This window comes from Rahnella sp. AN3-3W3 (genome assembly GCF_003263545.1).
Classification (GTDB): domain Bacteria; phylum Pseudomonadota; class Gammaproteobacteria; order Enterobacterales; family Enterobacteriaceae; genus Rahnella; species Rahnella variigena.
In genome coordinates this window covers 16591-31519 of record NZ_JYDG01000095.1, presented here as the reverse complement: position 1 = coordinate 31519, position 14929 = coordinate 16591, and the positions used below count along the sequence as shown (strand labels likewise).

Annotated in this window: 14 protein-coding genes and 4 tRNA genes; 8 read left to right on the top strand and 10 right to left on the bottom strand. The window is 53.5% G+C overall.

The window, feature by feature from the left end; genetic code table 11:
• Positions 1-97: 97 nt before the first annotated feature.
• A complete protein-coding gene (locus UC15_RS21200) occupies positions 98-553 on the top strand; it encodes a DUF2502 domain-containing protein (protein ID WP_112290736.1) in 456 nt (151 codons plus the stop codon).
• A gap of 64 nt (positions 554-617) precedes the next feature.
• Here the strand turns inward: UC15_RS21200 and UC15_RS21195 are convergent, their stop codons facing one another.
• Entirely contained in the window at positions 618-1847 is a 1230-nt protein-coding gene (locus UC15_RS21195) for an Nramp family divalent metal transporter (protein ID WP_112290734.1), read from the bottom strand.
• A gap of 416 nt (positions 1848-2263) precedes the next feature.
• Between UC15_RS21195 and UC15_RS21190 the strand changes: the two genes are divergently transcribed.
• The gene (locus UC15_RS21190) at positions 2264-3451 is read left to right on the top strand and encodes a NupC/NupG family nucleoside CNT transporter (RefSeq protein WP_112290733.1); all 1188 of its coding nucleotides are present in this window, start codon (positions 2264-2266) and stop codon (positions 3449-3451) included.
• Positions 3452-3588: 137 nt separating this feature from the next.
• Here UC15_RS21190 and UC15_RS21185 read toward each other — a convergent pair.
• Positions 3589-3664: transfer RNA gene (locus tag UC15_RS21185), tRNA-Ala, on the bottom strand.
• Positions 3665-3739: 75 nt separating this feature from the next.
• Positions 3740-3815: transfer RNA gene (locus tag UC15_RS21180), tRNA-Ala, on the bottom strand.
• 353 nt (positions 3816-4168) lie between these two features.
• Between UC15_RS21180 and UC15_RS21170 the strand changes: the two genes are divergently transcribed.
• Positions 4169-4960 carry a formate/nitrite transporter family protein gene (locus UC15_RS21170; protein WP_112290730.1) on the top strand — a complete coding sequence of 264 codons (792 nt, stop codon included), beginning with the start codon at positions 4169-4171 and terminating at the stop codon, positions 4958-4960.
• Positions 4961-5049: 89 nt separating this feature from the next.
• On the opposite strand, the gene gltX is transcribed toward UC15_RS21170, so the two are convergent.
• Entirely contained in the window at positions 5050-6468 is a 1419-nt protein-coding gene (gene gltX, locus UC15_RS21165) for a glutamate--tRNA ligase (protein ID WP_112290728.1), read from the bottom strand.
• A gap of 263 nt (positions 6469-6731) precedes the next feature.
• Here gltX and UC15_RS21160 point away from each other — a divergent pair.
• Together UC15_RS21160 and UC15_RS21155 are read left to right on the top strand one after the other, a co-directional pair.
• Positions 6732-6807, top strand: a tRNA-Val gene (locus UC15_RS21160).
• Between the two features lie 7 nt (positions 6808-6814).
• Positions 6815-6890, top strand: a tRNA-Lys gene (locus UC15_RS21155).
• Between the two features lie 101 nt (positions 6891-6991).
• On the opposite strand, the gene eutC is transcribed toward UC15_RS21155, so the two are convergent.
• The 3 genes from eutC to UC15_RS26195 are packed head-to-tail and all read right to left on the bottom strand — an operon-like array spanning position 6992 to position 9354.
• Positions 6992-7801 carry an ethanolamine ammonia-lyase subunit EutC gene (gene eutC, locus UC15_RS21150; protein WP_112290726.1) on the bottom strand — a complete coding sequence of 270 codons (810 nt, stop codon included), beginning with the start codon at positions 7799-7801 and terminating at the stop codon, positions 6992-6994.
• An 11-nt stretch (positions 7802-7812) separates the two neighbouring features.
• Positions 7813-9195 carry an ethanolamine ammonia-lyase subunit EutB gene (locus UC15_RS21145; RefSeq protein WP_112290725.1) on the bottom strand — a complete coding sequence of 461 codons (1383 nt, stop codon included), beginning with the start codon at positions 9193-9195 and terminating at the stop codon, positions 7813-7815.
• Between the two features lie 33 nt (positions 9196-9228).
• Positions 9229-9354: a hypothetical protein gene (locus UC15_RS26195; RefSeq protein WP_255563981.1), complete on the bottom strand. Its 126-nt coding sequence runs from the start codon at positions 9352-9354 to the stop codon at positions 9229-9231.
• Positions 9355-9566: 212 nt separating this feature from the next.
• Between UC15_RS26195 and UC15_RS21140 the strand changes: the two genes are divergently transcribed.
• A complete protein-coding gene (locus UC15_RS21140) occupies positions 9567-10079 on the top strand; it encodes a nucleotidyltransferase family protein (RefSeq protein ID WP_198659748.1) in 513 nt (170 codons plus the stop codon).
• A 97-nt stretch (positions 10080-10176) separates the two neighbouring features.
• A complete protein-coding gene (locus UC15_RS21135) occupies positions 10177-10518 on the top strand; it encodes a FlxA-like family protein (RefSeq protein ID WP_112290722.1) in 342 nt (113 codons plus the stop codon).
• 47 nt (positions 10519-10565) lie between these two features.
• On the opposite strand, the gene UC15_RS21130 is transcribed toward UC15_RS21135, so the two are convergent.
• A complete protein-coding gene (locus tag UC15_RS21130; protein ID WP_112290720.1) occupies positions 10566-11492 on the bottom strand; it encodes a LysR family transcriptional regulator in 927 nt (308 codons plus the stop codon).
• Between the two features lie 97 nt (positions 11493-11589).
• Here UC15_RS21130 and UC15_RS21125 point away from each other — a divergent pair, with 97 nt between their 5' ends.
• Positions 11590-12579, top strand: coding sequence for a bile acid:sodium symporter family protein (locus tag UC15_RS21125; protein ID WP_112290718.1), 990 nt, complete (start codon positions 11590-11592; stop codon positions 12577-12579).
• A 79-nt stretch (positions 12580-12658) separates the two neighbouring features.
• Here UC15_RS21125 and UC15_RS21120 read toward each other — a convergent pair whose 3' ends face one another.
• Positions 12659-12901, bottom strand: a complete 243-nt coding sequence (locus UC15_RS21120; protein WP_112290716.1) for a DUF3820 family protein — start codon at positions 12899-12901, stop codon at positions 12659-12661.
• Between the two features lie 3 nt (positions 12902-12904).
• Positions 12905-14926 (bottom strand): NAD-dependent DNA ligase LigA, encoded by a 2022-nt coding sequence (gene ligA / locus UC15_RS21115; protein WP_112290715.1) that lies wholly within the window; start codon positions 14924-14926, stop codon positions 12905-12907.
• Positions 14927-14929 lie beyond the last annotated feature (3 nt).

The following is a 14929-nucleotide window of genomic DNA, read 5'->3' as shown; positions in this document are numbered from 1 at the left end:
CGCGTAAATCATTCAAAACAGGATTGTAAGCAATAGAACCCGTGCCCGCTTCACCTTATAACTGTCAGCATAAATTATAAGGAATCTGGGGCCGCTCATGTTAAAGCCAGTATTATTCGCCACATTGTTCTTTGCCCTGCTCCCTGCGGCGGTACCCACCGTGCAGGCCAGCAGCTTCAGCCTGAATACGCCGGGCCTTTCCATCAATATCGGTGACCGAGATAACCGGGGTTATTACTGGGACGGCTACGACTGGCGTAATCCTGGCTGGTGGAATAGCTATCGCGGTCACCATTATGGTTACCGTGGGCCGCGTGGTCATTACTGGGATGGTTACCGCTGGCGCGATCAGGGCTGGTGGGATCAGCGCCATCCGCCGCGTCGCCCGATGCCACCGCCGCATTATTATCATGGCGACCATGGGCGTCCGCATAATGACCACGGGCGCGGTCACGGTCACGGTCACGGTCACGGTCACGGTCACGGTCACGGACATGATAAAGGACGCGGCCACGACGATCATCGTGGCGGTCACGGCGATCATCGCCACTGAACAGAAACAAAAACGGGACAGTTTGCGCTGTCCCGTTTTTTATTGCCTGACGTGTGTCCGGACGCTATTTCAACATGCCGATCAGCAGATAAAGGTTGAGGCTGACGACTATCAGTACAATCAGCCGCCCTGCCCACTGCACGGTTTTGGTGTTGACCATATCGCCCATCAGGCTGCGGTTACCGGTAAAGGCCAGCAGCGGCAACAGCGCCAGCGCAATCCCGAAGCTCAGCAATACCTGGCTCATGACCAGAATACGTGTGGCGTCTAATCCCATCAAAATCACAATAAATGACGGCATCATGGTGACCGTACGGCGCACCCACAGCGGAATGTAGAATTTCACAAAGCCCTGCATCACCACCTGTCCGGCCAGTGTGCCGACCACTGTCGACGATAACCCCGCCGCCACCAGGCTCAGACCAAAAGTGGTCGCAGCGGCGTGACCGAGCAAGGGTTGCAGGGTCAGATAGGCTTCATCGAGTTCACTGATCCCGCTGTGTCCGCTGAAATGGAACGCGGCAGCAGCGGTTGCCATCATCGCCAGATTCACGAAACCGGCAATGGTCATGGCAATGCCGACATCCAGTTTGGTGGCGGAATAACGCTGCGCTTTAGATGCCTTGCCGCCCCGCTGGGTCAGCGAAGAGTGCAGATAAATGACGTGCGGCATGATGGTCGCACCGAGGACACCAGCAGCCAGATAGACGGAATCCGCCGTCGGCAGCGAGGGGATCAGCATCCCTTTACCGAGCGCCATCATGCTTGGCTGCGAGAAGAACAATTCGACAATATAAGCCGCTGCGACAAAAAGCAGTAAACCGGCTATCACCAGTTCCAGCGGCTTTTGCCCACGCTTTTGCAGCCCGAGGATAATAAAGGTGGCAATCCCGGTCAGCACCGCGCCTTGTAACAGCGATACGCCGAGAAGCAATTTGAAGCCGATCGCAGCACCAATGAATTCAGCAAGATCGGTGGCCATGGCGATAATTTCCGCCTGCACCCAGTAAGCCCACACGGCCGGACGAGGGAAGCGGTCACGGATATGTTCGGCGAGATTTTTACCGGTTGCAATACCGAGTTTGGCAGACAACAACTGGATCAACATCGCCATGACGTTGGCCCAGACCACCACCCACAGCAACTGATAGCCATAAGAGGCACCGGCCTGAATGTTAGTCGCAAAGTTGCCCGGATCGATATAACCGATGGCGGCAATAAAAGCTGGCCCCATCAGTGAAAGCTTCATCTTTCTGGACGCGCGGCCTGAGGATTCGGCCCGGCTGTTCAGCATAGTTAGTTAACCCTTACAATTATTACGCTTACATCAATCATATCTAATTGATAATGATTATCAAGTGCATTTAGAATGATCTGAGTAATTACTCTGATAGGCAGTAGCAGTAAGCGAGAGGGTGATAACTGAAAGGTGAATCGCTCACCCGACTTCAGAAAGCCAGACGCAGCGCACTTTCCTAAAACAGACATTTACAGGCCAGATTCAGAACGCATTACGGCACATGATAAAACTAGCACAGGAAAGCTAATTGTGCTTAGTTTTATTAACATCTTGATTTTTTGTGTGATAGGCCGCGATTTGTTGCAATTCGTGTTTGTAATTTCTATATTTGCAATCGACTTCACGTTTTAAATGTACGCGTTACATAAAATGTCCGTCGAAATATAGCCTGCCTCTAATTTGGAGCACCCATGTCCCGAATATTGCACTTTGTATTAGCGTTGGCCGTTGTCGCTGCACTCGCTTTACTGGTGAGCCGTGACCGGAAGAATATCCGTTTACGTTTCATTGTTCAGCTTTTGGTCATCGAAGTCTTATTAGCCTATTTCTTCCTGAACTCTTCAATAGGTTTAGGTTTTGTGAAAGGCTTCTCAGACTTGTTTGAGAAATTATTAGGATTCGCTGCGGAAGGGACCGGCTTCGTATTTGGAGGCATGAGCGATAAAGGATTAGCGTTCTTCTTCTTGAAAGTCTTGTGTCCGATCGTGTTTATCTCTGCACTGATCGGTATTTTACAGCACATTCGCGTACTGCCTTTCGTCATCCGTATTATCGGTACGGTTCTGTCGAAAATTAATGGCATGGGAAAACTGGAATCTTTCAACGCCATCAGCTCCCTGATTTTGGGCCAGTCAGAAAACTTTATCGCGTATAAAGATATTCTGAGCAAAATGTCTGAAAAACGTATGTACACCATGGCAGCCACAGCCATGTCGACGGTTTCTATGTCGATTGTGGGTGCGTACATGACCATGCTGGAACCGCGCTTTGTTGTTGCTGCGCTGGTGCTCAACATGTTCAGTACTTTCATCGTACTGTCGTTGATCAACCCTTATAAAGTTGATTCAGAAGAAGACCTGCAAATCGGTAACACGCACCAGGGTCAGAGTTTCTTTGAAATGCTGGGTGAATACATCCTGGCCGGTTTCAAAGTGGCTATCATCGTTGCAGCCATGTTGATTGGTTTCATCGCACTGATTTCCTGCCTGAATGCGTTGTTCGACGTCGTATTCGGCATCAGCTTCCAGGGCGTGCTGGGTTATGTCTTCTATCCATTCGCATGGATGATGGGCGTACCAAGCCACGAAGCCTTGCAGGTAGGCAGCATCATGGCAACCAAACTGGTTTCCAATGAATTCGTTGCGATGTTGGATCTGCAGAAAGTTGCGACCGAACTGTCACCACGCGGCGTGGGCATCTTGTCCGTGTTCCTGGTGTCTTTCGCAAACTTCTCCTCTATCGGTATCGTTGCCGGCGCGATCAAAGGCCTGAACGAGCACCAGGGCAACGTGGTTTCACGCTTCGGCCTGAAACTGCTGTACGGCTCAACGCTGGTCAGCGTGTTGTCTGCTTCTATCGCGGGTCTGGTACTGGCGTAAGCAAGCAAACGACTGAAAGACTAAGAAACCCGCTTCGGCGGGTTTTTTTATGGCGGTAATTCAGGGATAAACAGAACGTGAGGAAATCACCGGATCGCAGAAAGCAAAAAACCCGCGAAGCGGGTTTCTCTAATATTTGGTGGAGATAAGCGGGATCGAACCGCTGACCTCTTGCATGCCATGCAAGCGCTCTCCCAGCTGAGCTATACCCCCACACGAGGTAGTCCACATTTTACTTCTTTTGTTTCCCCTGGTAAGGAAACAGCCAACTTGCTCTGGAAAGGAAGTTGGTGGAGATAAGCGGGATCGAACCGCTGACCTCTTGCATGCCATGCAAGCGCTCTCCCAGCTGAGCTATACCCCCAATTCATGCCCGTAAAAACGGGTGAACGGGGCGCATAATATGAAACGTCGCTACCCCTGTCAACGGCTAAATCCGTTTCTGAATTCAAGCGCTGAAAAAGCCGCCAAATACCCCATTTCGCAGGGAAAAATCCGCTGCCATGAAGCAAATTTTTAGCCGGATGCATTGTTTTACAATTTGGCCGCCAGCCCGCGTTTTTCCTAGCTTTCTGATCTCGCTACGCATTTTCTTAACATCTATGTCTGAATAATTAATGGAATGTTAGCAGACTATGAAAATCGTCTTGTTTTGAGATAAATCTCAGAATAGACTGCTCGCGCAATAATCATAACTCACTACATTCGAGCACTCCCATGTCCTTGTATTCACCTAAAGAAATCGCATCCATCGCTGTCACGGCGGGCGTTAATAAAAGCCATGCTTCCGTGTTGAATTTGTTAATTTTGGGCTTCCTGGCTGGCGCATTCATCGCCACCGGATTCCTGCTGGATCTGCACGTAATAGGGACGTTACCTGCATCCTGGGGTTCATTCAGTAACTTGCTGGGCGCGGCAGTCTTCCCGGTGGGCATCATACTGACGGTATTAGCAGGGGGAGAACTGCTGACCGGTAACATGATGACCTTACCTATCGCCTGGTTCGCGCGTCAGATCAGTCTTTACGCCGTTCTGCGTAACTGGTTTTGGGTGACTGTCGCTAACCTGCTGGGCAGCCTGGCAGTGGCCTATTTCTTCGGCCACGTTCTGGGCCTGACGGAAGGCGCCTTCCTGAGCAAAACCGTTGCCACTGCCACCGCGAAAGTGAACGCTGACTTTATGCACGCATTCATTTCCGGTATCGGCTGTAACTGGCTGGTATGTCTGGCAATCTGGCTGGCCTTCGCCAGTAAAGAAGTCGGCGGCAAAGTGATCGGTATGTGGTTCCCGGTCATGGCGTTCGTGGCCATCGGCTTCCAGCACGTGGTGGCGAATATGTTCATCGTTCCAGCCGCTATTTTTGCTGGTGCGCTGAGCTGGTCTCAGTATTTCCCGAACTTCGTGGCCGTATTCCTCGGTAACGCTGTCGGTGGCGCTGGTTTCGTCGGGCTGATGTACTTCCTCGCCTACCGCCCTACCGCTCAGGCTCCTGCAACTGAACAACGTTAATTAAGACGTTTTCACGCGAGCGTTTCGCAGAAAGTAAAAAAGCCAGCCGGTTTCCCGAGCTGGCTTTTTTTATCGCTTTTTAACAGCGATTACTGAGCTTGTGTTTCGCGCTCAGCAATAAAGGCTAACGCCATATCGATACGCGCCAGCACACGGCTCTGGCCAATAGCGTGGACGGTCACGTCAACACCTGGAGACTGACCTGCACCTGTTACCGCAACGCGCAGTGGCATGCCGACTTTACCCATCCCGACTTCCAGTTCATCCGCCGTGCCCTGAATAGCATGGTGAATGTTCTCAGCAGTCCAGTCAGTGATCGCAGCCAGTTTGCCGCGAACGACTTCCAGCGGCTGACGCGCAACCGGACGTAAGTGTTTCTTCGCCGCATCGGCATCAAACTCTGCAAAGTCTTCGTAGAAGTAACGGCAGGATTCTGCCATCTCTTTCAGCGTCTTGCAGCGCTCGCCCAGCAGGGTCACGATTTCGAACAGCTGCGGGCCGTTACGGGTTTCGATACCGGCCTGCTCCACATGCCACAGCAGATGGGTCGCCACGTAATGCGGATCCATCGTATTGATGTAGTGATGGTTCAGCCATTGCAGTTTTTCAGTGTTAAACGCACTGGCAGATTTGCTGACGTTCTCCAGTGAGAACAGCGCTTTCATTTCGTCGCGGCTGAAAATTTCCTGATCGCCATGAGACCAGCCCAGACGCACCAGATAGTTCAGCAGCGCTTCCGGCAAATAGCCGTCGTCGCGGTATTGCATTACACCGACCGCGCCGTGGCGTTTGGACAGTTTTTTACCGTCGTCGCCCAGAATCATGGAAACGTGCGCGTAAACCGGTACCGGTGCGCCCAGCGCTTTCAGGATGTTGATCTGACGCGGGGTATTGTTGATATGATCTTCGCCACGGATAACGTGAGTGATTTCCATATCCCAGTCATCAACCACAACGCAGAAGTTATAGGTCGGGGAACCGTCGGTACGGCGGATGATCAGATCATCGAGCTCGTCATTGCTGAATTCGATCGGGCCGCGGATCTGGTCATCAAAGATGACAGAACCTTCCTGCGGGTTACGAAAACGCACCACGCACGGCTCATCGGCAGCGTGATGTTCGTGGCTGTCGCGGCAACGACCGTCATAACGAGGCTTCTCGTTATTGGCCATTTGTTCTTCACGCAGCGCTTCCAGACGTTCTTTAGAGCAATAGCATTTATACGCGGTGCCGTTTTCCAGCATCTCATCAATAACTGCATTGTAGCGGTCAAAACGTTTGGTCTGGAAATACGGGCCTTCATCCCAGTCCAGATTCAGCCAGTTCATGCCATCCATAATCGCGTCGATTGCTTCCTGAGTGGAACGCTCGAGATCGGTATCTTCGATACGCAGCACAAACTCGCCGCCCAGGTTGCGGGCAAAGAGCCAGGAATAAAGCGCGGTACGGGCGCCACCGACGTGCAGATAGCCGGTCGGGCTTGGGGCAAAACGGGTTTTGATTTTCATCTGGGTGCAACCTTAATAACGCAACGCCGAAAAACGTCGCTATCAATTAACAAAAAGTGGCTGACATTCTACCACTCTGCCCTGATTCCTCAACGCACAACCACGGGCAGTCGTGTGGTTTAAGGCCATGAATGCGTAAAGAATCGACTACGCGGGCGAGAAACGCGTCATGTTGTCTAAAAATAAGCCGAACGATCATTTTTGTTTTTAAAAAGCGTTGACGTAATTTCAAGTATCCCTATAATGCGACTCCATCACGACGGGGGCGATTAGCTCAGTTGGTAGAGCATCTCCTTTACACGGAGGGGGTCGGCGGTTCGAGCCCGTCATCGCCCACCACTTCTGCGGGCCGTTAGCTCAGTTGGTAGAGCAGTTGACTTTTAATCAATTGGTCGCTGGTTCGAATCCAGCACGGCCCACCAATTCAGAGAAAAGCGCCTTTAGGCGCTTTTTTCGCATCTGTACTCCGGAGAAAATCCGTGATGTAGGCGAACCAGCTGCTGGTTCTATTTTCCCCCTCCCCCTATTCCAGCTTAAACATCGGCACGACTTTATTGTGCAGCGCCGGGTTATCGCTTTCATCCTTCAGATTTACCCCCGACAATTTCCGCTGGAAAGATTGTTCGAGCAGCCACGCCAGCTTAAAAGCCGCCTGCGGATAGTTCAGCCCTTCCGGACGCACATTCGAAATACAATTTCGTTCTGATTCCAGCCTTTTGGTGTGCGGCTCCCAGGTCATGTAAATCCCTAAACTGTCGGGAGATGACAATCCCGGACGCTCGCCGATCAAAATTGCCACTGCTCTGGCTTTCATCGCCTGCGCAATATCATCGCCCAGCGCAACCCGTGACTGATGCGCCAGCACTACCGGCCCGATTTTCAGCTCCAGCGTGCGCAGATAGGGCAATAATGCCGCAATCAGCGGCACGGCCTGCCGGTGTACTGCTTTCGATGATAAACCGTCGGCGATGACCAGCACCACGTCAGCAGGCTCCGGCGTGAGCCGTTGTAATGCCTGACGGCTTTGTTCAGATAATTTGCGTCCGAGATCCGGACGGCACAAATAGGTCGCCCTGTCAGGCGCTGCGCTGGCCACCGTCAGGGTATCCAGCCCGAGCGCGAATAATTCAGGCTCAAGCGACTGACTGTCGAATGGCTGATGCACTGCGTCACGCGCCTGCGCATGGGCTAAACCAAAGCGCAGCAGCTCGTCCGTCGGCAAACTCGAACCGGTGCGCCCCAGCGCGATACGTGCGGCGGTAAACTGACGCAGCGTTTCCCACGGGTTGTTATGCACCAGAGGCGACACCTCCTGCCCTTTTTCTTTATTCATCAGCACAGACCTCAGCTCAGTTGCGGCAACTGACGCAGTAACGGATGGGATGCACGGGTATCCTGCAAGGCGCCCTGCGGATCAATTATTTTCATTTTCTCCAGCCAGACGGCAAATTCCGGCGCATGTTTAAGCCCGAGTAATTCGCGGATGTACAACGCATCGTGGAAAGACGTGCTCTGATAATTGAGCATGATGTCATCCGCGCCCGGTACGCCAATCAGGAACGTCAGTCCGGCGGTGCCGAGCAGCGTCAGCAAAGTGTCCATATCATCCTGATCCGCTTCAGCGTGGTTGGTGTAACACACATCGCAGCCCAGCGGCACGCCGAGTAATTTGCCGCAAAAATGATCTTCAAGTCCGGCACGAATGATTTGTTTACCGTCATACAGATATTCCGGGCCGATAAAACCGACCACGGTATTGATCAGCAGCGGCGAAAAATGGCGGGCGATGGCATACGCGCGCGCCTCACAGGTTTGCTGATCGACCCCGAAATGCGCATTGGCGGATAAACAACTGCCCTGCCCGGTTTCGAAATACATTACGTTATCGCCCAGCGTGCCGCGTTTCAGGCTGAGAGCCGCCTGTTGTGCTTCCGCCAGCAGCGCCAGATTGATACCAAAACCGCTGTTCGCCGCTTCGGTTCCTGCAATCGACTGAAACACCAGATCGACCGGCGCGCCACGTTCCACCAGTTTGATGGTGTTGGTGACATGCGTCAGAACGCAGGATTGCGTGGGAATTTCAAAACGCGTAATGATGTCATCCAGCATGTAATTCAGATTTTCCAGCAGCGGCAGACTGTCGCTGGCGGGATTAATGCCGATCACCGCATCGCCGGAACCGTACAGCAAACCGTCGAGCATACTGGCGGCAATGCCCTGCAAATTATCCGTCGGATGATTCGGTTGCAGGCGCACGCTCATGTGTCCCGGCAACCCGATGGTATTGCGAAATTTGGTGGTCACCCGGCATTTCTTCGCCACCAGGATCAGATCCTGATTGCGCATCAGTTTGCTGACCGCAGCGGCCATTTCCGGCGTGATCCCACGGGCAACAGCCGCCAGCACATGACTGTCGGTTTTCTCACTCAATAGCCAGTCACGAAAATCCCCGACGGTCAGATGTGAAATCGCAGCAAACGCCGCGACATCGTGGGTATCAACAATCAGCCGCGTGACCTCATCGTCTTCATAGGGCACCAGTAACTGTTGCAGGAACGTTTTGAGCGGCACGTCGGCCAGCGCCATTTTCGCCGCCATGCGTTCTTCTGCGCTGGAGGCAGCCACTTCAGCCAGATAGTCTCCCGACCGTGCGGGCGAGGCCTTTGCCATCAGTTCGCGCAAATCCTTAAACTGATAACTGCGGTGATTTAATGTCGTCTGAAACATAACACTCCTTAGCTCACCGGGTTATTTACCCCTTTATTGCAGGTACCGGTCGCAGGCCAGCAACATCATGGCGGCGAAGATCAGAAACAGTAAGGTATTGTAGTAAATCATAGCCATCAGGCAGACTGTTGCAAAGGCTGTACCACTTGAGAAACCCATAGCCGCCGCGGCCTGGCGCCGTATTCACGGACTGTCTGCTTCATTTTGGCGCGGGCTCCGGGAGCGGCGAACCCGAAACGGTGCGCTGAAAACACGTCACAAAATCGCGTTACAATTCGGGCATCGCCAAAAAAGGAGTACTGCACGTGATCAACCGGGAACTGCAAATTATCACCTGGCTCAGGGAAGAACCGTTGCATCTGCGGGCGCTGATGCAGGCCAGCGAACTGGGGCTGAACGATGCCTGGCTGGCGGCGGGATTTGTTCGTAATCTGGTCTGGGACCGGCTGCACGGTTATGAAAATGCCACGCCGCTTAACGATATCGACGTGGTGTATTTCAATCCTGAGGATTGTTCGGCAGAAGCAGATGAGCGCTACGAGCAACTTCTGCAGGAAAAATCTCCAGACTTGCCCTGGTCGGTAAAAAATCAGGCACGCATGCATGAACGCCACGGACACGCGCCTTATGTTTCCAGTGCAGAGGCCATAAGTCATTGGGTTGAGGTGGAAACCGCCATCGGCGCAAGGATGAATGACGCCGGACAAATTGAGCTTAACGCCCCGCTCGGGCTGGATACCCTGTTTACCTTCACCATCACGCCCAATCCGCGCCATGCGATTGCGAGCGTTTTTGCCGGACGCGTCAGCAGTAAAGGCTGGCTGGAACGCTGGCCGAAGCTAAAAGTGCAGGGTTTGGACGAAAGAAAATCGTTAAATCTGTAAGGAATATGAAAAGCAGGTAAAGCCTCACAGCGCGATGCCGATACCAGTTAAGCACCGGTACGTGCAGAAAATTTGATTCCCACAAAGTGAGGCTTTTATGACGACTATCAGCGCCACCAGCAGTTCGGTGAGCACGGCGTCCACCAGTGACTCCGGCAGTGCCAGCCAGATTGCTCAGCTGACTAAACAGATTGCCAAACTGACTGAGCAGGTGAAAAACCTGAGCAGCTCAGGCGGCAGTTCTGAAGACGTTCAGCAGCAGCAGGAACTTCTGCAACAGCAAATCGAGATGCTGCAACAGCAGATTGCTCAAATCGAACAGCAGCAGGCTCAGAAGGCACTTCAGCAGCAGCAACAACAGCAAGCCGCGGCCGAAGCGAAAAAAGAAGAAGGTGTGAATAAACCTTCGGATACCAACGCCATCGACATTTACGTCTAATAACATACGTGTCATCGCAGTTAATGCAGGAAACAGCCGGCAAGACGTCAGGATCCAAACACGCCCTGCTGGCTGCGTTTTTTACTCAGCAATACCGCCTGCTCTTTGACTACCTGCCAGATAGCCTGCGCCGCGGGCGATAAAGACCGGTTTTTACGTTTCACCAGCATCAGTACGCGGTTGATTTCCGGCACCAGACTTTTAACCACCAGCTTGCTCCCTTCCGGTCCGGGCAACGCCAGCGCCGGGATAACGCTGATACCAATCCCGGCTTCCACCATCGGGAATAACGTAGCCGGATGGCCTATTTCCTGGACAATCTCCGCCTTCACTTTCTGCGCCTTTAGCGCGCCGTCGATCAGGATCCGGCTGCCTGACGCGTAGTCCTGCAGCACCAGTTTCTGACCGTTCAGCGCCTGCCATTTAACCTCCGGCAGCGCAGCCAGAGGATGATCTTCGCGGCACATCATCAAAAACGGTTCATGCAAAATCGGTTCGCAATCCAGATCAGTATTCTCGCCGGGATCAATCACAATTCCGAAATCTACTTCGGCGTTTCTCACACTGTTAAGCACCAGTTGCTGAGCCTGGTCGCGCAGTAACACGCGGATATCGGGATATTGCAGCGCACCGCTGGCGATACATTGCGGCATCAGTTGCGCGGAAATGGTCTGGCTGGAAGCAATACGCACGCGACCATTGTGCTGCGTACCGAAACTGCGGGTATCGAGCAGCATGGCGTGGAGTTCATCAAGCAGCGGTTCCACACGGTTGGCCAGCCGCAAACCGGCATCAGTCAGCGCGACTTCACGCGTGGTTCTGTCCAGCAACCGCACGCCCATTTCGGCTTCCAGTTCTTTCATACTGTGGCTGACCGCCGACTGACTTAAACCAATGGACTCACCAGCCCGGCTGAAGCTGCCGTAGCGTGAAACCGCCACAAATACGCGAAGCTGTCGGAGAGAATAATTCATGAATTTTCTGCATTAATAGATTAAATAAATCAATTTTTTAATTGTATCGCAAAGGTACAGAATAGCCGCATTCAGAAACAACTATTCGAGACTTGTTATGCGCTTCTTACCCGATCGCTTTACCCTGACACTTATCGCCGTCGTCCTGCTGGCCACCTTCTTTCCGGCCAGCGGCATGTTTGTGGCGTTCTTCAACAACCTGACGATTTTCGCCATCGGCCTGCTGTTTTTCATGCACGGCGCCAAACTTTCGCGTGAAGCGATTTTTCAGGGTAGTAACAACTGGCGGCTGCATTTGTGGGTAATGTTCAGCACCTTCATTCTGTTCCCGATCCTTGGCCTGCTGTTCCAGTGGTGGCATCCGGTAGATGTCAGCCCGCAGATTTACAGCGGCTTTGTCTATCTGTGTATTCTGCCTGCCACCGTGCAGTCGGCGATTGCATTTACCTCACTGGCGGGCGGTAATGTGGCGGCCGCGGTGTGCAGCGCGTCGGCGTCAAGCCTGCTGGGAATATTTGTGTCGCCGCTGCTGGTCAGTTTGCTGATGCATGTGCAGGGCGAAACCGGCAATGGTCTGGCGCAGGTCGGGCATATCGTGTTGCAACTGCTGGTGCCGTTTATCGCCGGACATTTGTTGCGTCCGCTGATCGGCGGCTTTGTAGAGCGTCACCGTAAGATGATCGGCAAAACTGACCAGACGTCGATTCTGCTGGTGGTCTATTCCGCTTTCAGCGAAGCGGTCACACAGGGGATCTGGCATCAGGTAGGCCTCGGTTCACTGCTGTTTATCGTGGTGTTCAGTCTGGTGCTGCTGGCCTTTATTCTGGTGATCAACACCTACATGGCGCGCTGGATGGGCTTTAGCAAACCGGACGAAATCACCATTGTGTTCTGCGGTTCGAAGAAAAGCCTGGCGAACGGTATCCCAATGGCGAACATTCTGTTCCCGGTCAGCGCGATTGGCATGATGGTGCTGCCGCTGATGATTTTCCATCAGGTGCAGCTGATGACCTGTGCGGTTCTGGCGAAGCGTTACCAGAAAAAACAGCGGGAAGCGGCGCTGAAACAAGAGCCTGTGACTGAATAAGCTGGCTGGATAGCAGGCAGAAAAAAGGCGCTGAGTTCAGCGCCTTTGTTTTGGAGAAGTGACTCGTTCTGAACAGCGTTTATTCGTCGGTACCGCTCAGTCCGGGGCCATTACGGCGCAGCGGATTGATCAGGCTTTGCAGCCCTTCCGTTTTAATCGCCAGCGTCAGCTGCATCAGTTCACCCAGTTTTCCCTGCGGAAATTCGTCTTTACGGGCGAACCACAGCAAATATTCTTCCGGCAAGTCGATCAGCACCCGTCCGGCATATTTACCGAACGGCATCACCACATTGGCAATTTGGATCAGATCTTCTTTTTCCATCTTTTATTCACCCAGCAGGCGGATCATCTCCGCTTCGTCGATCACGTCGATCCCCAGTTCCTGCGCTTTCGCCAGTTTGGAACCCGCGGCTTCACCGGCGATCACCAGATCGGTTTTCTTCGACACGCTGCCGGACACTTTCGCACCCAGCGCGGTCAGACGATCTTTGGCTTCATCGCGGGAAAGGATCGACAGTGATCCGGTTAATACCACGGTTTTACCGGCAAACGGACTGTCGATTTCTTCCGGTACAATGACCTGCACTTCAGGCCAGTGAATGTTGATTTCCGGGCTTAACAGCTCGTCAATCACCTGCTGGTTATGCTCTTCCGACAGGAAATTCACCACGTGTTTGGCAACCACTTCACCGACGTCCTGCACGGTTTTCAGTGATTCGATATCCGCCGCTCTCAGTGCTTCCACTGAACCGTAATGCGCGGCCAGATTGGCCGCCGTAGCCTCACCCACTTCACGAATACCCAGCGCGTAAAGGAATCGCGCCAGTGTGGTTTCTTTGGCTTTCTCCAGCGCATTCACTACGTTTTGCGCCGATTTTGGTCCCATGCGATCCAGACCGGTGAGCTTGCCTGCAGTCAGACGGAACAAGTCAGCCGGCGTTTTGACATATTCTTTCTCGACCAGCTGGTCGATGATTTTATCGCCCATGCCGTCAACGTCCAGCGCGCGGCGGGAGACAAAATGCTTCAGCGCTTCTTTGCGCTGTGCACCGCATATCAGGCCAGCAGTGCAACGCGCCACGGCTTCGCCTTCGACACGTTCGACATCAGAATGACAGACCGGGCACTGCGTCGGGAATACCACTTCGCGGGCATTTTCCGGACGTTCATCCAGCACCACACCGACTACCTGCGGGATAACATCACCGGCACGGCGCACTATCACGGTATCGCCGATACGCAGGCCAAGACGCTCGATTTCATCGGCGTTATGCAGCGTGGCATTGCTGACCATCACGCCCGCCACCAGAACCGGCTCCAGACGTGCCACCGGCGTGATCGCACCGGTGCGCCCTACCTGAAACTCGACGTCTTTCACCAGCGTAATTTGTTCCTGCGCCGGGAATTTGAAGGCTGTTGCCCAGCGCGGCGCACGCGCCACAAAGCCCAGCGTTTCCTGAATATCCAGCGAGTCAATTTTCACTACCACGCCGTCAATATCAAAGCCCAGTGACGGACGGTCGGCTTCGACCTGACGATAGAACGCCAGCACTTCCTCACTGCCGGTGCACAGGCGGACGCGGTCACTGACCGGCAAACCCCAGGCCTTAAATTGTTGCAGGCGGGCAATATGACTGCGAGGCAGTTCACCGCCTTCCAGCAGACCCACGCCGTAGCAGAAGAAAGTCAGCGGACGTTTGGCGGTAATGCGCGGATCCAGCTGACGCAATGAACCGGCAGCGGCATTACGCGGGTTGGCAAACACTTTGCCCCCGGTGCGGCGCGCTTCGTCATTCATCGCCTCAAAGCCCGGTTGCGGCATAAACACTTCACCACGCACTTCGAGACGAGCCGGAATATTGTCGCCATGCAGACGCAGAGGAATGGCGCGAATGGTACGCACGTTAGCGGTGATGTTCTCACCGGTCGTGCCGTCGCCACGCGTGGCCGCCTGCACCAGTTCGCCATTCTCATACAGCAGGCTTACCGCCAGACCATCGAGTTTCAGCTCACAGCAGAACGTCAGCGGTTCAGTGGTTTTCAGCCTGTCCTGCACACGCTTGTAAAACGCCAGATAGCTTTCTTCATCAAATACGTTGTCCAGCGACAACATCGGCACCTGATGTTTTACCTGTTCGAAAGCAGAAAGCGGCGCGGCGCCCACGCGCTGCGTGGGAGAATCCGCAGTGATCAGCGTTGGATGCGCGGTTTCCAGTTCCCGCAATTCACGCATAAGACGGTCATATTCGGCATCAGGCACTTCCGGTGCGTCCAGAACATGATACTGATATTCATGATGGCGCAGCTGAGTGCGTAAGTGATTGATTTGTTCTTCGATAGTGGCCATGAC